This is a genomic window from Sporosarcina sp. E16_8, from assembly GCF_017347095.1.
In the GTDB taxonomy this organism is placed as follows: Bacteria; Bacillota; Bacilli; order Bacillales_A; family Planococcaceae; genus Sporosarcina.
Genome location: NZ_JADPRZ010000001.1, coordinates 350,631 through 372,133 on the forward strand (window position 1 = coordinate 350,631; position 21,503 = coordinate 372,133).

Annotated in this window: 19 protein-coding genes and 1 other annotated feature; of the genes, 6 read left to right on the top strand and 13 right to left on the bottom strand. The window is 42.2% G+C overall.

Annotated elements, in window-relative coordinates; all coding sequences use genetic code 11:
- Positions 1-490 precede the first annotated feature (490 nt).
- The 5 genes from I2484_RS01680 to I2484_RS01700 all read right to left on the bottom strand — a co-directional run bounded on the left by I2484_RS01680 (position 491) and on the right by I2484_RS01700 (position 6,325).
- On the bottom strand, positions 491-1,414 hold the full coding sequence (locus tag I2484_RS01680) for an ABC transporter ATP-binding protein (protein ID WP_207149272.1): 924 nt from the start codon (positions 1,412-1,414) through the stop codon (positions 491-493).
- Positions 1,414-2,478 (bottom strand): ABC transporter ATP-binding protein, encoded by a 1,065-nt coding sequence (locus tag I2484_RS01685; protein ID WP_207149273.1) that lies wholly within the window; start codon positions 2,476-2,478, stop codon positions 1,414-1,416. The genes I2484_RS01680 and I2484_RS01685 overlap by 1 nt, the downstream gene beginning before the upstream one ends.
- A 14-nt stretch (positions 2,479-2,492) precedes the next feature.
- On the bottom strand, positions 2,493-3,512 hold the full coding sequence (gene opp3C / locus I2484_RS01690; RefSeq protein WP_275956869.1) for an oligopeptide ABC transporter permease: 1,020 nt from the start codon (positions 3,510-3,512) through the stop codon (positions 2,493-2,495).
- Positions 3,512-4,441 carry an oligopeptide ABC transporter permease gene (gene opp3b, locus I2484_RS01695; RefSeq protein ID WP_207149274.1) on the bottom strand — a complete coding sequence of 310 codons (930 nt, stop codon included), beginning with the start codon at positions 4,439-4,441 and terminating at the stop codon, positions 3,512-3,514. Before opp3b ends, opp3C begins: the two co-directional genes overlap by 1 nt.
- A gap of 183 nt (positions 4,442-4,624) precedes the next feature.
- Positions 4,625-6,325 (bottom strand): peptide ABC transporter substrate-binding protein, encoded by a 1,701-nt coding sequence (locus I2484_RS01700; RefSeq protein ID WP_207149275.1) that lies wholly within the window; start codon positions 6,323-6,325, stop codon positions 4,625-4,627.
- Between the two features lie 239 nt (positions 6,326-6,564).
- Between I2484_RS01700 and I2484_RS01705 the strand changes: the two genes are divergently transcribed.
- A complete protein-coding gene (locus I2484_RS01705) occupies positions 6,565-6,909 on the top strand; it encodes a DUF3899 domain-containing protein (RefSeq protein ID WP_207149276.1) in 345 nt (114 codons plus the stop codon).
- A 59-nt stretch (positions 6,910-6,968) separates the two neighbouring features.
- Positions 6,969-7,223: a binding site (T-box leader), on the top strand.
- 269 nt (positions 7,224-7,492) lie between these two features.
- Entirely contained in the window at positions 7,493-8,479 is a 987-nt protein-coding gene (trpS, locus tag I2484_RS01710; RefSeq protein ID WP_207149277.1) for a tryptophan--tRNA ligase, read from the top strand.
- On the opposite strand, the gene I2484_RS21920 is transcribed toward trpS, so the two are convergent.
- The 3 genes from I2484_RS21920 to I2484_RS01720 form a co-directional block, all read right to left on the bottom strand.
- The gene (locus tag I2484_RS21920) at positions 8,430-8,663 is read right to left on the bottom strand and encodes a YuzI family membrane protein (protein WP_481886364.1); all 234 of its coding nucleotides are present in this window, start codon (positions 8,661-8,663) and stop codon (positions 8,430-8,432) included. The genes trpS and I2484_RS21920 overlap by 50 nt on opposite strands.
- 235 nt (positions 8,664-8,898) lie before the next feature.
- Positions 8,899-10,134 carry a beta-ketoacyl-ACP synthase II gene (gene fabF / locus I2484_RS01715; protein ID WP_207149278.1) on the bottom strand — a complete coding sequence of 412 codons (1,236 nt, stop codon included), beginning with the start codon at positions 10,132-10,134 and terminating at the stop codon, positions 8,899-8,901.
- 79 nt (positions 10,135-10,213) lie between these two features.
- Entirely contained in the window at positions 10,214-11,146 is a 933-nt protein-coding gene (locus tag I2484_RS01720; RefSeq protein ID WP_207149279.1) for a beta-ketoacyl-ACP synthase III, read from the bottom strand.
- Positions 11,147-11,332: 186 nt separating this feature from the next.
- Between I2484_RS01720 and I2484_RS01725 the strand changes: the two genes are divergently transcribed.
- Positions 11,333-11,518 carry a YjzD family protein gene (locus I2484_RS01725; protein ID WP_207149280.1) on the top strand — a complete coding sequence of 62 codons (186 nt, stop codon included), beginning with the start codon at positions 11,333-11,335 and terminating at the stop codon, positions 11,516-11,518.
- 558 nt (positions 11,519-12,076) lie between these two features.
- Here I2484_RS01725 and I2484_RS01730 read toward each other — a convergent pair.
- From I2484_RS01730 to I2484_RS01745, 4 genes are all read right to left on the bottom strand, one after another.
- Positions 12,077-14,212 (bottom strand): ATP-dependent Clp protease ATP-binding subunit, encoded by a 2,136-nt coding sequence (locus I2484_RS01730; RefSeq protein WP_207149281.1) that lies wholly within the window; start codon positions 14,210-14,212, stop codon positions 12,077-12,079.
- A gap of 163 nt (positions 14,213-14,375) precedes the next feature.
- Entirely contained in the window at positions 14,376-14,858 is a 483-nt protein-coding gene (rraA, locus tag I2484_RS01735; protein ID WP_207149282.1) for a ribonuclease E activity regulator RraA, read from the bottom strand.
- A gap of 438 nt (positions 14,859-15,296) precedes the next feature.
- Positions 15,297-15,605 carry a metal-sulfur cluster assembly factor gene (locus I2484_RS01740; RefSeq protein WP_067211901.1) on the bottom strand — a complete coding sequence of 103 codons (309 nt, stop codon included), beginning with the start codon at positions 15,603-15,605 and terminating at the stop codon, positions 15,297-15,299.
- Positions 15,606-15,659: 54 nt separating this feature from the next.
- Entirely contained in the window at positions 15,660-16,427 is a 768-nt protein-coding gene (locus tag I2484_RS01745; RefSeq protein WP_207149283.1) for a prolyl oligopeptidase family serine peptidase, read from the bottom strand.
- A gap of 134 nt (positions 16,428-16,561) precedes the next feature.
- Here I2484_RS01745 and I2484_RS01750 point away from each other — a divergent pair, with 134 nt between their 5' ends.
- The 3 genes from I2484_RS01750 to I2484_RS01760 are packed head-to-tail and all read left to right on the top strand — an operon-like array spanning position 16,562 to position 19,605.
- Positions 16,562-17,371 (top strand): Cof-type HAD-IIB family hydrolase, encoded by an 810-nt coding sequence (locus I2484_RS01750; protein ID WP_207149284.1) that lies wholly within the window; start codon positions 16,562-16,564, stop codon positions 17,369-17,371.
- Between the two features lie 27 nt (positions 17,372-17,398).
- Positions 17,399-18,256, top strand: coding sequence for a DegV family protein (locus I2484_RS01755; protein WP_207149285.1), 858 nt, complete (start codon positions 17,399-17,401; stop codon positions 18,254-18,256).
- Between the two features lie 23 nt (positions 18,257-18,279).
- Positions 18,280-19,605 carry a CoA-disulfide reductase gene (locus tag I2484_RS01760; protein WP_255550919.1) on the top strand — a complete coding sequence of 442 codons (1,326 nt, stop codon included), beginning with the start codon at positions 18,280-18,282 and terminating at the stop codon, positions 19,603-19,605.
- 138 nt (positions 19,606-19,743) lie between these two features.
- Here I2484_RS01760 and I2484_RS01765 read toward each other — a convergent pair whose 3' ends face one another.
- Positions 19,744-21,213 carry an alpha-amylase family glycosyl hydrolase gene (locus tag I2484_RS01765; protein WP_207149287.1) on the bottom strand — a complete coding sequence of 490 codons (1,470 nt, stop codon included), beginning with the start codon at positions 21,211-21,213 and terminating at the stop codon, positions 19,744-19,746.
- Positions 21,214-21,503: the final 290 nt, after the last annotated feature.

Below are 21,503 nucleotides of genomic sequence, written 5' to 3' on the forward strand. Positions count from 1 at the left end.
ATTTAGATTAGAATCATTTTAAACTGTCTGCTTCTAATCCCTATTATACACATTTTCATTACTGATTAATACACTTTTCAAGAAAAATTAGTTATCCCATCCACAATTGTCACAGTTCCGCAACATAAGCGACTTTAACAAGTATGTGCATGTTCTCTATACTGTTATACCCGATGCAAGAATAAATTAAACATCTGCCATGTCAAATAAAAAACTTTCTCATTTGGGTAGCTGCTAATTGAAAAAAATTAATGTCTACATTATATAGTACGTCTAGATGTGGGCAAAGGTTTCAAATTAATTAAAAAGAATTCAGAAACATAAAAATCGCCTCTGAATTCTTCAACTTTTACGGCTAGAAATTAACATTTAGGGAATTCCTATTACCTGAATCCATGAATTCCTTCGTATTCTTGCCACTTACTTCATTATAATACGCAAAAGGACCGGTTTTCTTATCGAAAACCAGCCCAGTTGCTTCTATTTAAAATCACTTTGCAAAAGTTTCAAATTCGCGCTGTGAGCAAAGGACAAAATGTCCTGGTGTCACTTCACGCATGATTACTTCTTCATCCTGAAGATACTTATGTGACGTTGGATCGTAACTTATGCGTACACGACTACGCTCATAAGCTGGATCTGGCAACGGAATCGCAGAAAGTAGCGATTGCGTATAAGGATGTAAAGGCGCCGTATATATCGTTGCAGCTGGTCCGATTTCGACAAGTTTCCCGAAATGCATAACACCAATTCGATCTGAGATATATTTCACCATCGACAAGTCATGCGCGATGAATAGATAGGTTAGTCCTCGTTCTTCTTGAAGCTCTTTCAGCAAGTTGACGACTTGCGCTTGAATAGATACGTCCAGAGCTGAAATCGGCTCATCTGCGATAATGAATTCTGGTTCAACAGCAAGCGCACGTGCAATTCCAAGACGTTGACGCTGTCCGCCAGAAAACTCATGCGGATAACGGTTGGCGTGTTCACGATTCAGTCCTACCGTCTCAAGAAGCTCATGGACACGTGCAGTTCGTTCCTTTGTATTCTTCACAAGACCATGAATATCGAGACCCTCAGCAATGATATCAAGCACTTTCATACGTGGATTTAATGATGCATATGGATCTTGGAAGATCATCTGCATTTTCCGGTTGAAAGCTTTCAGTTCTTTTTTCGATTTTTTCGCATGGACGTCGACGCCATCATAGATGACTTCCCCGCCTGTTGCGTCGTAAAGACGGATGATTGTGCGACCGGTTGTTGATTTACCGCAACCAGATTCACCGACGATACCAAGCGTTTCACCTTTATAGATGTCGAATGTTATATCGTCAACAGCACGCACTTCATTTTTTGTACCAACATTGAAATATTGTTTCAAGTTTTTGATTTCAAGTAATTTTTCAGCCATTATCGAACACCTCCTGCATTGCCTGTATAATATCGGCTACCAGGGAATCTCTTCATACGCTCAATGACCGCTGCCGGAGGATCCACTTGAGGTGCATCCGGATGGAGTAGCCAGGTCGCCGCATAATGTGTCTCACTCACTTTAAAGAGAGGCGGAACTTGCTCCATATCAATCTTCATTGCATATTCACTACGCAGTGCAAATGCATCTCCTTTCGGAGGATCCAATAAATCGGGTGGCGTGCCTGGAATCGCATATAATTTTTCTTCAGTTGCATCCAGTGACGGCATTGAGCTTAGAAGTCCCCACGTATACGGATGCTGCGGGTTGTAAAAGACTTCATCAACCGTTCCCACTTCGACGATTCGGCCACCATACATCACGGCTACACGGTCTGCTACGTTAGCTACGACCCCGAGATCATGTGTGATGAAAATAATAGACGTATCGATTTTCTTTTGCAAGTCCTTCATTAACTCTAAGATTTGCGCTTGAATCGTAACATCCAAAGCTGTCGTCGGCTCATCCGCAATCAAAAGCTTCGGATTACATGCCAAGGCAACAGCAATGACGATACGTTGACGCTGTCCACCAGAAAATTGGTGCGGATATTGTTTCATTCGCATTTCTGGCTTTGGCATCCCGACTAGCGTTAACAACTCAATAGATTTTTTTCGAGCTTCGGATTTACTAAGTTTCTGATGCTTTAGTAATGGCTCCATAATTTGATTACCGACAGTCATTGTCGGATTTAGTGAGGTCATCGGATCCTGGAAAATCATCGAAATGTCTTTTCCTCTTACTTTTTGCATCTCTTTTTCGGAAATCTTCAGTAGGTCTTTTCCCCCGAATAAAATCTCACCGTTTTTATACTCAGTACTAGATTTCGGAAGGAGTCGCATAATCGATTTCGTTGTTACCGATTTACCTGAACCTGACTCGCCGACGATAGCCAACGTCTCACCTTTATAAACTTCAAAATTAACGCCCTGAATCGCTTTCACTTCTCCTGCAAATGTATGGAAGGAAAGCTCCAGGTTTTTCACTTCAACAATTTTCTCCATTTCGCTTTCCTCCTTTAATCTTTCATTTTCGGATCAAGTGCATCACGTAGTCCATCCCCAATTAAGTTGAAAGCAATCATAAGTAAACTTATGATAACCGCCGGGAAGAATAAAATATGCGGCTGATATTCAAGGAATTTATAACCATCATTAATGAGCGTTCCAAGAGACGCTTTCGGTGCTTGAAGGCCCATTCCGATAAAGCTTAAAAATGCCTCAAAGAAAATAGCCGTCGGAATTGTGAACATCATGTTTATAACAATAATCGCCATGATATTCGGCAGTAAATGCTTAACGATAATGCGGGTATCACTTGCGCCTAACGTTTTAGCAGCTAGAACGAATTCCTGGTTTTTATATTTAAGAACTTGTCCACGTACAATACGAGACATGCCTATCCATCCAGTTATCGATAAGGCAATAATGATTGACCATATGCCCGGTTTCATGATCATAATCATCAGAATGACGATGACCAGTGTAGGTATTCCAATCAGTACTTCGACAATCCGTTGCATGATATCATCGACGCGACCTCCATAATAGCCGGAAATCCCACCGTAGATGACGCCTATTACAACGTCAATAACAGCTGCAACGAATGCGATTAATAGGGAGATTTGAGTCCCTTTCCATAGACGTGAAAACAAATCGCGTCCTAGGCTATCCGTTCCGAACCAGTAGTTAACTTCTACTTTCTTTAATTCATACAGATTTACTGTTTTAGAGCCTAGTTTACCTTCACCATCAAAAATACCCAATTTTTCAAGTCCTGGAATTTTAGGCGGTAAGCTTGCATGAGCAACTTTTACGTCTTCTGGATCATGTTCAACCATGTAAGGTCCTACAAATGCCATAAATACAATGAACACAAGAATGAACATACTTACGATAGCCGCTTTGTTTTTACGGATTCGAAGCCAAGCATCTTGCCAGAAACTCAAACTCGGTTTCGAGATTTTTTCGGCATGCGAGCTATCGATTGTAATCCGTTCAAACGAATCTTTTGGTAGTTTCTTCATGTTAGTAGTCATTACTTGGAACCTCCAGACAAACGGATACGTGGATCAATGACCCCATAAAGAATATCCACAATTAATATAATCACAATTAGGAATACTGAGAAAAACATTGTTGTACCCATGATGACAGCGAAGTCGTTCGAGCTAATTGATTTAACGAACTGTTGACCTATACCCGGGATTGCAAAAATCTGTTCAACTACAAGTGATCCTGTTAATAGTCCTGCTGCAACTGGTCCAAGGACCGTTATTAGCGGAATTAGTGCATTACGGAATGCGTGTTTAAAAGCGATTTCAAACCAATTTGCACCTTTCGCTTTTGCTAGCAAAATATAGTCTGAGCTTAATACTTCTATCATTTCAGTACGGATGAATCTTGCCGCGATAGCAATAGGTCCCATTGCAAGTGCGATTGAAGGCAAGATACTGGACTTCCAACCTTCCCAGAGACCGACTGGTAGCACTTCAAGCCATACTGCAAAGACGTATTGCAGTAATACAGCAAATACAAACGATGGTATCGAGATACCCAGAATTGCGATAATGGTACTTCCATAATCCCAAACTGTGTTTTGCTTCAAGGCGGCAATCATTCCAAGAATAATCCCGATTAATGTCCCAAATATTAGTGCCTGGGCCCCTAAAATCGCCGAGTATTTCAATTTTTTCACGATAAGAGTTGTGACATCTGCATTTTTATATTGGAACGATACACCAAAGTCACCTTTTGCAAGGTTCCCCATATAACGGACATACTGTACGGGAATCGGATCGTTCAATCCATACTTCTCATAAACGACTTCCCTTTGCTCAACGGATAATTTTGATGCGGAAGCTAACGGGGACCCTGGAAGCAGTTTCATAAGAACAAATGTAAACGATGCAATTAAGAATAGTGATAGGAACATATAAATCACACGTTTAGTGATATACTTTGCCATTTTCGCACCTCCTGTAATTCATAAGTGAATTTAATGAAAAAACCAACAATTTTCGACATAATAATACAAAGAATTTTTAGTTATTTCCATTTCATTGAAAAAGAGAGTACATGGTCAATTACGCCCATATACTCTCTTTCTATTAGATTTTAAGCCTTTAAATCATAACTCTTACTTCTCCACTTATTCCATATACGTCCATTTGTAGCTATAGTCGCCACCGAATGGATGTGTAACAAGACCTTTTACTGCTGGATTCATAAGAGCCATTCTTCCGCGTTGATAGTTTGGTGCGATAGCTGCGTCATCTTCAAGTAGGATTTTCTCAGCTTCCGCAAACACTTCAAAGCGTTTGATTGGATCTTTTGCATATGTTGTTTTTGTAGATTCAATAAGTTTGTCATACGCAGGGTTAGAATAATTCATTTTGTTTTGCGGGCTTCCAGTTACAAACAATTCCATGAACGAGATTGGATCCTGGAAGTCAGCGCCCCAACCTGCTGATTGAATATCATAATCACTTGTGTCATCAAGTTCAAGGCGAACTGCGAAAGGAACTTCTTTCAGGCTGATTGTTAAACCTGGTAGGTTTCTTTCAAGTTCTGATTTGAACCATTCTTGTTGTTTCTTAGCATTTTCAGTGTCTCCACCAAGAATTTCAAGCGTTACTTTATCTGTTCCAAGTGCTTCTAAGCCTTTTGTCCATAATGCTTGAGCTTCCTCAACATTGTATGCAGAGAATTCACTGCTGTAATCACGGAAGTCTTTACCGTCTTCATCAAATGTGAATTCTTGTGGTACTAGGTAATTTGCAGCGATAGAACCATTAGCAAGTACTGCGTCTGCAAGTTCTTCTTTGTTGTATCCTTTTGCGATCGCTTTACGAATGTCAGCATTTGCAAGCGGTGTAGCTTTTCCATCACGCATTTGGTTCATTTTGAAGTAGAATACAGACATTTCAAGTTCATTGACAACATCTGGATCTTCAGCGAACTGCATTGCATACTCAGCTGATAGTACTACACGATCTTTCTTTCCTTGTTCATAAAGTTTTACGCCAGTTGCAGTTTCTAAAACAACGTCAACTACAATTTCATCAAGTTTTACAGTATCAGCATCCCAATACTTGTCGTTTTTAAGGTATTTCCAGTTGCCAGTTCCATCCCAATCAGATAAAGAGAATGGGCCGTTATAAATCATTGCCTCAGCGTTAGATGCATATTTATCGCCCTGAGCAGTTACGAATTCTTCGTTAAGTGGTAAGAATGTTCCGAAAGACATAAGTGATAGGAAGTACGAAACAGGGCGTTCAAGTTGGACGACAAGTGTTTTATCGTCTTTAGCTGTAATCCCAAGATCCGCAATTTCTGCTTTTCCTTCGCCAATTTCAGTTGCGTTTTTAACCATGCCTGCCATCAAATACGGTCCGTAAGGTGAACCAGTAGCTGGATCGACTGCGCGCTGCCAAGCATACACGAAATCATGAGCAGTTACAGGTGTACCATTAGACCATTCTGCATCACGGATTTTGAATGTATATGTCAAGCCATCTTCACTAATTTCTGGCTCTCCATCTGCCATAGCAGGTACTGGAAGGCTATCTTGGTCAAGACGGTAAAGTCCTTCCATGACGTTATTTAGTACGATGAAACTTACAGCGTCTTCTGAAATAGATGAGTCAATAGAAGGAATTTCTGCAGTTTCAATCAAATTCAGAACTTGAGCTACTTCTTTAGCTGGTTCTTCTGTAGTTCCTTTGTCCTCTTCTTTGTCTTTTACCGGTTCAGTAGTGCCTGCGTCGTCTTTTTTGTCGCCGCATGCCGCTAGGAACACGCTAAGTACAAGCATGATACTAATTAGCCACATAAATTTGTGGTTCTTCAAATCGATGACCCCCTCTAAATTGTCTGAAAACATAGGTACATTTATATTATACAATGATTCTCACAGTTGTACATACCTTTTTGAAATTTAGCAGTGTAGTAGAACAGCATTTTACAGACAAACCCTGTATTGATAACGCTTACAGCGACTAATTTAATCATGTTTTTTTTTGATATGCATCTGTTATATTGATTTTTCCTTACCAATACTTTACTATTACTTTGGAACGGGGTGGAAATATGAAGGAAATAATTAGGAACTTTCTGATTGCACATGTAGTAATTATTCTGCTTATTCTCCTCTATTTTAAAGAGCTGACCTTACTCTCTTATATAAACGCATCTTTCATCGTTGGAGGAGTGCTAACATTTCTTGGTCTAATCTCTTTCGTTTTTTCGACTGGTTTTTTCGATGTATTTACTGTTAGCATGCGAAAAGTAGTTACATCGAAACGTCGGATGGATGATGTTATGGCGATGCGTAAGCCTTCAGAAATATTTTCAGGTAACGTAAGTCCAATGCTCGGAAGCGGTGCGCTCATCCTTGTTTCGATGGGGATCGGTCTCCTTATTTTTTATATGTAAGGAGCAATCCTATTGCATTTTCCCAGTGTAGGATTTATAATTATTAGAAACATTTAGAGTGAATGGCAATGACGGAAAAAAGTATTTCTGTATCAGTCTTTCAGAGAGCCTGTGGGTGGTGCAAACAGGTAGACTGAACCGAAAGAATGGGATCCCGAGCTTGATAAGCGAACCTTTTGAATTAATTCGACGTATGTGGACTTTTTGAATTAACCCAATAGAAGCTTGTCACGTCCCCCGCGTTATGGGAATCAGAGTGGCCTTCGGGCAATTCGGGTGGTACCACGGTTGATCGAACATCAGTCGTCCCTTTTTTACGGGGACGACTGATGTTTTTTTGTCTACAAAGATGTAGATGTGCGCCTACAGGATGTAGGTGTGCAACCATTGCCGGGGTCAGCAGGATTTTGATCATGTAGCGGGGAGGGATTGAACTACATCCCTCCTAGTTGCGACAGGACGTCGCGTTCTTAGACTACCTTCCGTTATCGGCGAACTTTGGTTGCCTTTCATCGGAGCTTTTGCATCATTAAGCTAGCCTGAACAAATTATTATATCCATCAAACAGGAGGAGATTTTTAAGATGAAAACTATTTTTTCAGGCGTTCAGCCAACAGGAACAGTGACACTTGGCAACTATATCGGTGCCTTCCGTCAATTTACAGAGTTACAAAACGACTATGAGTGCTTGTTTTGTATAGTCGACCAGCATGCCATTACCGTTCAACAGGATCCAGTAGAGCTGGCAAAAACAATCCGTTCTCTCGCTGCAATCTATATTGCAAGTGGAATTGACCCAGAGAAAGCGGTGTTATTTATCCAATCGGAAGTACCTGCACATGCGCAAGCAGGCTGGATGATGCAATGTATTTCGTATATCGGCGAACTCGAGCGAATGACGCAGTTCAAAGATAAGTCAGATGGGAAAGAGGGCGTTTCTTCTGCACTTCTGACGTATCCGCCACTTATGGCTGCTGATATCCTTCTATACAACACTGATATCGTCCCGGTCGGCGATGATCAGAAGCAGCATCTTGAATTGACGCGTGATCTAGCAGAGCGTTTCAATAAAAGATTCGGCGATATATTGACGATACCAGAAGTCAGAATTCCGAAAAATGGTGCGCGCATTAAGTCACTTCAGGATCCGTTAAAGAAAATGAGTAAGTCCGATCCTAATAAAAAAGGGACTATTTCGCTCCTTGATACGCCTAAAGAAATTGAGAAAAAGATTAAAAGTGCAGTAACGGATTCAGAAGGAATCGTGAAATTCGACGTCGAAAACAAACCTGGTGTCTCGAATTTATTAACGATTGAATCCGCACTTAGTGGTGTTGCCATTGATGATCTGGTCGCTAAGTATGAAGGACTTGGGTATGGCGCATTTAAAGCTGGCGTAGCCGAAGCTGTCATCAATCATCTATCACCTATCCAGGAGAAATACTACGAACTTCTAGATTCGCCTGTCCTAGATAAAATTCTGGATGAAGGCGCAGTGAAAGCAAATGCGATTGCATCTGTCACTCTCGGGAAGATGGAAGCCGCGATGGGGCTCGGACGTAGACGCTAAGAATGAGCGTGATTGTAGATACGACGAATAGCGCAAAATCTGCCGTATGTATAATGAAATAGATGATTTGATGCCAGCCATAACCGAGTGATCTGTAATTAAAATAAAAAATCATATGTGAAACTGTAACAACAATTAGTCCGTAGCTGATAAGAAATAAGAATATGCGTGTCATTGGCATCATCCTTTTGATTTTCTTTGATTATATGACGGCATGGCCCCCTTTTAGACGAAGGGGGCTTTTAAATTTGATAAGAGATACTGTCAATGTGTAGGAGTGGGTTGGAGCATTTCAAAACCGGGAGGACGAACTTCGATACTAAGGGGGCTAAACGTTGGACTGACTTGGCAACCTCCAAAACCGCATAAACATAACAAAAAGACGCCCCAGTAAACTGGAACGCCCTGCAAACTTAAACTTATACTTTTTTGAATACGAGTGATGCGTTATGTCCGCCGAAACCGAGTGAGTTGCTCATTGCATACGTTATGTCCGCTTTGCGCGCACCTTCAGTTACATAGTCAAGATCACATTCAGGATCTGGATTAACAAAATTCATTGTCGGTGGCAGGATTCCTTCTTGCAATGCCTTCACTGTGAAGATTGCTTCCAGTCCGCCTGCTGCGCCGAGTAAATGACCTGTCATTGATTTCGTTGAGCTCATCGTGAGTTTATAGGCGTGCTCGCCGAAAACTGTTTTTGCTGCCATTGTTTCGAAATGATCGTTATATGGCGTGCTTGTTCCGTGGGCATTAATATAATCAATTTTATCTGGCGTAATGCCACTTTGCTCAATCGCCTGTTGCATCGCACGTGCGCCACCTTCGCCCCCAGGAGCTGGAGCCGTAATATGATGCGCATCACCTGTTGCACCATAGCCAACTAGTTCGGCGTAGATTTTAGCACCGCGTGCAATTGCATGCTCGTACTCTTCAAGGATTATGATACCTGCTCCTTCTCCAATAACAAAACCGTCACGTTCTTTATCAAATGGACGGGACGCGGTTGCAGGATCCGGGTTTAAAGATAAAGCTGTATTCGCACAGAAACCAGCAACTGCCATCGTTGTAATTGGCGCTTCTGCTCCGCCAGTAATCATAACGTCAGCATCACCGCGGCGAATAACTTCAAATGCATCTCCAATTGAGTTCGTGCCTGACGCACAAGCTGTTACGGTACATGAATTAATGCCTTTTGCACCATGGTGAATTGATACTTGGCCCGCTGCCATATCTGGAATCATCATTGGAACGAAAAATGGACTAACGCGACGATAGCCTTTCTCTTGGAACGTCAGGAACTGTTGCTCATGCGTTTCCATACCACCGATGCCTGATCCAATCCAGACGCCCGTACGAAGAGCTAAATCGCCTTCAAGTTCAAGATTTGCATCTTTCATTGCCATAATCGATGCAGCAAGTGCGTAATGCGTGAATCGATCCATTTTACGCGCGTCTTTTCGTGAGATATAGTGTTCTATATCAAAATCTTTAACTTCAGCTGCTACTTTTACAGGAAACTTATCACTATCAAGTCTTGTTAGTGGTCCGATTCCAGATTTCCCTTCCAAGACCGCTTTCCATGATTCCTCCGCCGAATTCCCTACTGGTGAAACTGCACCAATACCTGTTACTACTACACGTTTTATTCCCATTTATAAAAACTTCCCTTCTATTCTATAAAGACTGACTCTACTAGTCACTTTTCATACACCACTAAAAACGTTTGTTGTTTTACCTTCCCCACTTAATACATAACGCACCCCAAGTGAGACCTCCGCCGAATCCAACCATGACAATAACGTCATCATCCTTCACTCTGCCTTCAGCTAAATCATCGACAAGTGAAATTGGAATGGACGCGGCAGATGTATTGCCGTATTTATGGATTGTCTTCGACATTTTTTCGACTGGCAATCCAAGTCGCTCACGAGATGAGTTCATAATTCGTATATTTGCTTGGTGTGGAATAAGGAAATCGACGTCTTCCTTCGTTAGACCCGCTTTTCTAATAACGCTTTCTGCGGATTCGCCCATTTGACGGACTGCAAATTTGAATACTTCACGGCCATTCATAACGAGTTTTTCATCCTGATAAAGGTGTTTGCCACCGCTGCCGTCTGCACCAAGTTCGAATGACAGGATTCCCCGTCCTTCACTTACGTTACCTATGATAGCTGCACCCGCCCCGTCTCCGAAAAGAATAGCGGTATTGCGGTCTTCCCAATTGGTAATTTTAGATAGTTTTTCAACGCCGACAACGAGTACATAATCATATGTGCCCGATTCGATAAACTGTTTCGCTGTTACCACGCCGTACATAAATCCTGCACAGGCCGCTGAAACGTCCATTGCAGCTGCATTGGTTGCGCCGAGCTGTTGTTGAAGCATTGTGGACACTGACGGAAAAGGTCGATCAGGTGTTACTGTAGCTACAAGAATGAGTCCGATTTCTTCCGGTTTGATTCCTGCGTCCTTGATAGCTTCCACAGCAGCGTTGTATGCCATATGAGACGTGTCCGTTGAATCGTCCGCAATGCGTCGTTCTTCGATGCCCGTCATTGTACGAATCCATTCATCCGATGTATCCAAACGTTTTTCAAGGTCCGCGTTCGTCAAAACGTGTGATGGTACGTATTTACCCATGCCAATAAATCCAGCAGTCATTCCGCATCCCCCGTTCTTTATCATCTATTATTAGTACCTGCTCTTAATCATAAAAGAAACGGGCTCACTTTTCAACCTACTGACACTTTTTCGCCAAATAAAGTTCGCTTTGCATGGAAATTAGTTTCTCCAATGTACCCTCTGTGATATGATGAAATATGAAATAGTAATGTAGAGGTGAATTCAATGAAATACGTAATGACATTTTTCTGGTCTTTCTGTTTAGTTACAATGTTGAACTATGTTTCTGGAGCAATCGCTAACGTACCTGTTTTTGACTTCATGACAGGAACAATCGTTTCGGCTATCTTTGCCGTAATAGTTATCGTTTTGGCTGAATCTTTCCCAGAGGGCGAAATTGCAGATCATTAATCAACAAAAAACCATCTCCCTCGCTGGAGATGGTTTTTATATTGGATGCATTCATGTCTGTTCATTAACCATTTATTTGCATAAAATACTGGTGAGAAGGGCTTGATATCCTTCATTTTCACTGGACTATTTCCGGCCCGCTTACGGCTAACTATTCAGGACAGGTTTACTGAGGGTCCAAGAGTGTCTAGAAGTGACTCGGTCACTTCTAGACACTCTGTTTTCAGTCATCCTGTTGTGAATAGTTGCCCGTCGCGCCCCTACACTGTTCAAGTGAAAAATGCAGTTGTTTTGGAAGAAAAGAGTAGATGACTTTCTATAGAGATTGTAAGTGCCCGAAGATACAATTTCGGGCACTATTGCACGTTGTATAATGTGTTTCTTACTTACTTTTAACAAAGAGTATGCATCTAATCATGTGATGCCTAATAGAAAGTGACACTTCTTTAATAAGAAAAAAACTATAGAGAAAGTTTCAGCCGCCAAAATTGCATCTTTGGCGGCTTTTCTCCAGGTAAGAAGCCGCAGGAAGTCCAAACTTCCTGCGGCTTCTCTATTTTAATCTGTTTGAATCACTAATTTCCCGTCTTCCATAGCTAGAATGAGCTTATCAGTTAACTTACGTTCACCTTTAATGATTTCTTTTGCGACCAGCGTTTCAACATGCCGTTGGATAAAACGTTTCAATGGACGCGCGCCGAAATCCGCATCTGTTCCTTCATTGACAATCCAATCAAGCACGTCTTCACTATACTCCATAACGATTTCTTGCCCGCGTAATCGTTTGACGAGGTCTTCAATCATTTTACGTGCAATCTTATGGAATGATTTGCCCGTAAGTGAATGGAAAATAATGATGTCATCCATTCGATTTAATAGTTCAGGTTTGAAATGTTTTTTTAATTCGCCCATTACTAAATCTTCTGCTGCATGATTTTCTGTATCATCGAGTCCATGAAGCAAGTACGAAGAACCGATATTCGAGGTCATGATGACAACAGTGTTGGTAAAGTTGACGAGTCTGCCTTGGCTATCTGTGATTCGGCCGTCGTCTAATACTTGCAACAAGATATTTGCGACGTCCGGATGCGCTTTCTCGATTTCATCTAACAGAACCACTGAATATGGATTACGTCGTACCGCTTCTGTCAATTGGCCACCTTCTTCGTAACCGATGTAGCCCGGAGGTGCGCCAACAAGCCGCGATATACTATGCTTCTCCATATATTCCGACATGTCGATGCGGATGAAATGATCTTCCGAATCGAACAATGTTGCAGCAAGCGTTTTCGCAAGCTCCGTCTTCCCAACGCCGGTCGGCCCTAAAAATAGGAATGATCCGATTGGTTTGTCTGGGTCTTTTATGCCCGCACGCGCGCGCCACACGGCTTCTGTCACAAGTTGTACGGCGTCGTCCTGCCCAATTACACGCTCTTCAAGTGTTTCACGCAGACGAAGCAATTTTCCACGTTCACCTTCAACAAGTTTCGTCACTGGAATACCAGTCCAACGCGCAACAATCATCGCAATTTCTTCTTCCGACACTTCTTCACGGAGTAATCGATTTTCCTGCCCCTCAACAAGCGCGGCCTCAAGTTCATGTAACTCACTTTCAAGCGTCGGGATTTTCCCATAAGTGAGTTCCGCGGCTTTATTCAAATCAAAACGATTTTCAGCTTCTCCAAGTTCACGTCGGTAGCGGTCGAGCTTCTCACGCTTATCCTGAATTCCACGCAACGTCTCTTTTTCAGAATTCCATTGCTCTCGCATACCTGCGGACGAGTCTTTCAGCTCTTTCAATTCATCGCGAAGCACTTCAAGACGATTTTTACTGACTGCGTCTTTTTCTTTCCGTAAGGCCTGCTCTTCAATCTCAAGCTGCATAATCCGTCGTGTCACCGCATCCAATTCGGATGGCATTGAGTCGATTTCGGTACGGATCATCGCACTCGCTTCATCAATTAAGTCTATTGCTTTATCCGGCAAGAAACGCTCTGTCAAATAGCGGTCTGATAATGTTGCCGCCGCAACAATTGCACGGTCATGAATGCGCACGCCGTGGTGGAGTTCATAGCGTTCTTTCAATCCCCGTAAAATCGACACAGTATCCTCGACGGACGGTTCACGGACGAGTACTTGCTGGAAACGACGTTCAAGGGCTGCATCTTTTTCAATATACATACGGTACTCATCAAGCGTAGTTGCACCGATACAGTACAATTCACCGCGTGCAAGCATCGGTTTGAGCATGTTTCCAGCGTCCATTGCGCCTTCTGTTTTCCCCGCGCCGACAATTGTATGGATTTCATCAATGAAAAGAATGATCTCTCCATCACTATCTTTTACTTGTTTCAGTACAGATTTTAAGCGTTCCTCAAATTCACCGCGGTATTTTGCACCCGCGATAAGTGAACTCATATCAAGTTCAAAAATTTGGCGATCTTTCAATCCTTCCGGCACGTCACCTTTCACAATTCGTTGCGCAAGTCCTTCAACGATTGCCGTCTTCCCAACACCTGGTTCACCGATTAATACAGGATTATTTTTAGTCTTTCTCGATAAAATCCGAATAACATTGCGAATCTCCTCATCACGTCCGATAACAGGATCCATTTTCCCTTTTTTAACTTCTTCGACAAGATTCCGTCCAAATTGTTCAAGAGGTGTACGCGTGTCTTCTTGCTGTCCATCCATTCGCATATACATCCACCTTTCTATATATCTTCGTTTGACTTTGACTATCTTTGATTAATTAAATTATAGGACGGATTTGATTGAAAGTAAAGTGATTTGCACTGCGATTAATGATGGAAATAGACCTCCACAAAGAAGCCTTTTCCCCTTTAATAGTTCGTCATTACCTGAACAAATTACGAGCAGCTACAACTATGCCGTCTTCATCCGCATATACATAGTGATTTGGATTCCACTCTACATCTCCGAAATGCAGTTTACTATCCAGTTCCCCTTTTCCCTCTTTTGTACTCTTCATCGGATGACTACCAAGTGCCAGCACGCCAATATTTTGTTCAATCAATTCTGACGTATCGCGGACACATCCATAGATAATAACCCCGGCGAGTTTACGGGTTTCAGCGATAACGCCTAAATTGCCACCCATTAACGCACAGCTTTTTGAACCGCCGCCATCGACAATAAGAACACTGCCTTCCGGAATAGTTTGCAGTGCTTCTTTCACAAGAACGTTATCCTCAAATACTTTCACAGTCGCAATTGGGCCAGAGAATCTCTTGTTTTTTCCATACGATTTAAACTCCGTCGAACACACTTGCAATTCATTTGAAAAGTCATCACATACATCAGCAGTTTTTATCGGCATTTAAACACACTCCCCCTTATTTGGAATTCTCCCACATATCTATACCATTCGACATTATTTCTATATTCCTTTTTAAGTGTGAAATATCACGTTGGTTGATTAACCACTTTTTCACATGAAGCACTTGTAAGAAAAGTATAAAAGTCTATATTTGCATCTGTACATTTCCGGTTCGCTTTGGAAGATGAAAGAATAACTGCCTTTCTAGAGAGGTTACAAGTGCCCGAAGATGAAATTTCGGGCACTCCACCGCTATTAATAAAGCCTTTTTCACTCATTTTAGCAATGATCATACAAGTAACAGTATGACGCTATATAGAAAGTGACACTGCTTTATATTCTAAAAGGAAATACTTTATGATCTGGCGTGGAGATTTACCCGCGAAACAAAAAAACCGTGCGACTTATCTCTAAGTCGCACGGTTTTACTATTTTCTATTATCTTACGCCTAGCGCTATTTTTGCATAACGAGACATATTATCTCTTGACCATGGTGGACTCCAAATGATGTTAACATCTACGTTTTTCACTTCTGGAAGTTCCATTAGTTCTTGTGTAACGTTGGCTACGATTTGCGGTCCCATTGGACAACCCATCGATGTTAGTGTCATTGTCACTTTTGACGTGCCTTCTTCGTCCAGCTCTACATCATAAACTAGACCTAAGTTGACGATATCGACTCCAAGTTCCGGGTCAATTACGTTTTCAAGTGCCCCCATCATGCTATCTTTCATATCCTGGCTCATCTTCATCCCTCATTTCGTGTTTTTACTACTTCAATCATAGCAGAGTTTGGCTGCTCATTTCAAATGCCAGGCAAGCCAATCTGCGGCTTGAAGCATTCCCGCCCTAGAAACGGCATGCCCCGCAGTTTCATTTGAAACAAATTCAAATCGTTCTGGCGCAGCTGCGTAATCCTTTTTGACTGCCTGATAGAAGTTGTGCGTCGGTTCATATGGCACAACTGTATCCTGCTCGCCATGCCAAAAGTAGATTGGTCTGTTGTTTAATGCGGATGGGTGTTTCGTTAAATCGAATGTCGATAATGTAGAAAATAATTTCTTCTTTTCTTCATCAGTGACGGGTAATTTAAAACCGCGACGTTCGAACCCAGACATTTGTGCTTTTGCTAACTGGACAAAGCCCGGCGCGCCCATCATAACAGCGGCGGCATCGACCCAATCATAGACAGCGAGGCAGCCAAGCGTCGTAATACCGCCCATCGATGTGCCCCCTAAACCAATTTTACCTGTTGTATGAAGTCCGCGTTGCACCAGCTCTTCGCGAATGAAACTCACTTCTTCAATTGACGTCAAAACGATCTCCCAAAATCGTAAACTTAGTTGGACTTCATCCAGATTATCTTCACGGGCACCGTGTAGATGCGCGTCAGGCAAGAGAACTCGGATACCCTGCTTTGCCATATTGTAGGCATAATGCAAATTATGTTCTTTGGCACTCGTAAATCCGTGAATAAAAATGACGACTGGAACTTGTTTGTCTTTTAACTCATCTTCAACTATATGTAATAAGGGAATATTGCCCCATAACTCTTCAGTTACATTCATTAAATCACACCTTTTCCTTTTCACTTGAGCGTACCAAAGTTTTTCTAAAAAAACAAAAAGGACGATTTCATGGCGAGATTTTTTGACTTGAATCCTATATTAACGATAGACTACCTATAGAAGGAGGCGTTTTTTTGAAGCCACATTTAATCGTCCTCGATCTTGACGGGACATTACTAACAGACGAAAAAGTAATATCAGATAAAACCAAGCTTACATTGAAAAAGGCAGAAGAAAAAGGTCATCACGTTATGATCGCGACTGGAAGACCCTACCGCGCAAGTGAAGTGTATTACCGTCAACTTGGGCTTAAAACGCCTATTGTCAATTTCAACGGTGCATTCGTTCACCATCCTGATGATCGATCTTGGAAAACGATTCATGAAACAATCTCACTCCCTGTAGTGAAAGAGGTCATTGATGCGATGCAGCAATTTACATTCCATAATATTGTTGCCGAAGTGATGGATGATGTATACATGCATCATCACGATGAAAAACTGCTCGATATTTTTGGATTTGGTGATCCTAAAATAACGCAAGGAGACATTCGAAACTTCTTACAAGTCGATCCTACGAGTTTACTGATCCATGCACCTGACGATAAAGTCGATGCAATCCGACGCCATCTTGGCGATGTACACGCGGAAGTCATTGATCATCGTCAATGGGGAGCTCCGTGGAAAGTCATTGAAATTGTTCGGCATGGCTTGAATAAGGCTGTCGGTCTTGCACATGTCTCGAAATGGATGGATATTCCAAAAGAGCGAATTATCGCTTTTGGTGATGAAGATAATGACCTTGAAATGATTGACTATGCCGGAGTCGGGGTTGCAATGGGAAATGGAATTGATCGCCTGAAATCGATTGCAGATGAAGTAACAGACACGAATAATGAGGACGGCATTGCACGGGTGCTCCGCGAAAGGTTACACTTGGAATAACTACAATTATCCAATGGAGGGGAATACATGAGAATATTTGCGGACAGTGCCAGTGATTTACCAAAATCATTTTTCGAAGACAACGATGTAACGCTCTTCCCATTACGCGTCCTTATCGACGACCAAGAATACGACGATATAATGACGATTGATTCAAAAGAAGTCTACCAAGCAATACGCGATGGCAAGCAACCAAAAACGTCACAAGTATCACCTGAACTGTTCCTTCGTAAGTGGAAAGAACTGGCATCATCAGGTGAAAGTGGGATTTACATCGCTTTTTCTTCAGAGTTATCCGGAACATTTAATACCGCAATCATGACTGGAGACCAAGCGAAAGATACGAATCCGAATATGAATCTAATTATTATTGATTCAAGATGCGCTTCGCTTGGTTACGGACTTCTTGTAAAAGAAGCAGTTCGGCTACGCGATGCGGGAGAAGACGATGTTCGAACGATTGAGAGGAAAATCCGCTACATGACGGCACATATGGAGCATCTCTTCACCGTGCAAGACCTTGATTATATGGCACGTGGCGGTCGCGTATCTAAAACGAGTGCATTCATCGGCGGATTGCTTAACATTAAGCCACTTCTACACGTCGAGGGCGGCAAACTGGTTCCGATTGAAAAGCACCGTGGACGCAAAAAAGTATTGCGCCGTATGACTGAGCTCATGGCAGAGCGCGGCGATCAGCTTGCTGAACAGACGATTGCAATTTGCCATAGCGACGACGAAGGAATAGCACTCGAATTGAAAGCCATAATAGAAGAACAATTCCATCCGAAAGGTTTTGAAATCCATATGATTGGATCTGTTATTGGTGCACATGTGGGTCCTGGTACAGTAGGCGTCTTTTTCTTGAATAAAGTTAGTCAGTAATCTGGTTCGAGGAGGATTTATTGATGAAGATTATAATTGTCGGTGCAATCGCGGGCGGTTCCACTGTCGCCGCACAAATTAGACGCGCAGTTCCAGAATCGGAGATCATATTAGTTGGACGTGATCCAGTACTTGGCTATGGTACATGCGGTATGCCATATGTCATCGGTGGATTAATTGAAGATAAATGGCAGTTAGTCGGATTGTCTCCCGAAGAGTTTAGTGAGAAACGAGATATAACCGTTAAGCTAGGGCATGATGTTCTCTCCATTAATCGGGAACATAAAACGATTGAAGTACGTAATATGGATACAGATCATGTCTTTACGGAATCATACGACAAACTAATTTTATCGCCCGGTGGAATCGCCCGTACACCTGACTTAAAAGGCCTTGGCGATTTACCATTATTTACGCTAAAGAGCTTTGGGGATATGGAAGTAATCATCGACTATCTAGAACGTGAAAAACCGACGTCGTGCGCTGTTATTGGAGGCGGATTCATCGGGATTGAACTTATTGAAAACTTCATCAACAGAGGACTAAAAACAGCACTTATTGATCGCAATGAGCGCGTCATGAAAGTAATGGATCCAGAAATTTCACAAGTGCTTGGCAAGGAAATGATGGATAATAAGGTCGACTTCTACTTTGAAGATGCCATCGAACGCATTGAAGGCAAGCGCTTGATTATGAAAAATGGTGTGAACTTCGACGTTGACTTTATCGCAGCCAGTATAGGTATTGATCCTGATACGCAACTTGCGATTGAAGCAGATTTACATATCGGGCCGACGAAAGGGATCATCGTCAACAGCTATATGCAGACAAATGATCCTGACATTTATGCAATTGGCGACGCGGCAGAATGCAAAGATTGGTTCACCGGGAAACCGAAAAGTGTGAAACTCGCTTGGCCGGCGCATAGGCAATCATTCATCGTTGCACGCCATCTAGCTGGCAATCCAGTCGAAATGAATGGGCTCCTTGGCTCGACGATTACGAAATTGTTTGCTCTGACGGCAGCTATGACAGGTCATTCGGCGAAAAGCTTAACAGATGAAGGTATCGAATTTGGCACAGCCGTCTATGATGGACGAACGAATGCAGGTTATTATCCCGACCACGGGCGTATTTTACTGCGTGTTCATTATGATAAAAAGTCCCGGCTCATCCTTGGCGCACAGGCGGTCGGTGACATAGGTGTCGACAAACGAATTGACGTCATTGCGACCGCTATCATGGGTAAAATGACTGTCGATGATCTTGCTGCCCTTGAACTCGCCTATTCCCCACCCTATTCATCACCGAAAGATCCCGTTAATATGATTGGTTATAAAGCAAAATAACAATAGTGGAAGCGCCTGTTCATAGGCGCTGGAGTTTAAACGTGAATTCTCTATGATCTAAATCATCCACAATAGGAGACTTTCCAAGTAATAGAAAAACACCAGATCGGCAACTTGCCAATTCTGGTGTTTTCTGTTTTACTTCGCTACCGTTTCACTTTTCTTGCCTTGTCTTCCTTTTCGGGCTTTTCGGGCTTTTCTAAAGGCAAAGAACAAGAATCCAAAGAAAAAGACATAGATTAAAATCGAGGCGATTAGATAAGGTGTATTAAACCCTTTGTCTTCATCAGCGATATAAATCTCTGCAACTTCACGTTCTAATACAACACGGTAAATACCATCTTTACCTTCTCGTACCAAATCAGCACCGAGTAAACCACGCAATTTTTTATTGTCTCCGATTACTTCTTTTGGAATTTCTAAATTGGCTGTCCCAGTAGTATTATTAAGCGCGACAATCCATGTCTCTTCATCATTTGAAATTTTATATACTGTAAATCCGTTGTCATTGTGCAACATTTCAAAGTCTCCGTTACGGAAAGCTTCTGATTGGTTACGCAACTGGTTAAGGTCACCGATATGTTCAATTAACTCCTCATCAATCTTGAAATTCAAAAGCTGATGACTTTCAGGTGCCGATTGGCCATTCACAGCAATTTCAGTACCATAAGGCATAATCGGTACGCCTGGCATTGAAAATAGTGCCGTAATTGCAAGCTTCCACCTTGTCGGCGGGAACATTCTCGCTTCTACGATGTCGTATGTAAAACGCGGTCCTGTTAATTCATCGAACTGGACTAATTCCTTTTCAGTCGCATTTGAAAATATCGATAATGGTGAAGAATCCGCGTCATAGTTAACAAATGAATTTCTCATCGCGTTCATCTTTTCGTTATTCGGAGCGGAATCGAAGTCAGCGTCACTTTCTTCATTCGTCAGTACATATGCTTTTGGATTAACCGTTTTTACAGCCTGAATGATTTCATCCAAAAATGCCGTATCGATTTTATCAATCTTCGTTAATCTGATTCCGTCCAACTTATACGTTTCCATGAAATCAACGACGGCTTCCTTCAATGCTTTTTGTGTTGCGGCGTCTGAAGTATCCCAATCGATTGTTCCTTCAGCAGCAGGAAGCGCTTTGACAGTTCCCTCTTTTGCCCAAACATGATTCGCACTCACTCCTGCAAGTGGAAAGTCAGCAATCACGGACATATCCTGTTTATGAATTGCTTTAATCATCTTGTTAAATTCTTCTGAAGTCCCGAAATGAGGTTCAAGCTTCGCATAATCAAGTACTTTACTTCCATCATACGTTTCCGTTTCAAAAACGGGTCCTAGTGAAACAAGGGTGAAGCCCATTCGTACAATATGCTCAAGTTTCGTACCGACTCCTGTAAAGTCGCCTCCGCTAAACGAATTCAAATCTTGCGTATTCACGTCAAAGTCGTTCTTGCCGTCCGCATTATTAAACCGGTCCACCAGCAAATCATATATACTTTCATCTTCTATTGTTCTTTCCGTTTCTGCAAAAACCCCTGCTGGAGATAGGGTAGATACCAGTAATAGAAAAGTTGCGATAAGTCCAAACCATTTATTCGCTTTCACAAAATTGCCTCCTCAATACGAGCTGTCATCCGTCATTTTACCAAACGCCGCCACTTGTCGCCATTGTTTACGCCAAAAACCTTACCCTTCCCAATGAAATAGGTCGATATTGTGAAATTAGGAACTGGATGATGGTACGGGGCTGTGCGATAGCGACTTGGAACTGTACGACAGCCGCGAGACTATACGACAGATTGCCCGAACTGTACGACAGCGACTTGGAACTCTACGACAGACTGCTCAAACTGTACGACAGTCGCGAGACTATACGACAGATTGCCCGAACTGTA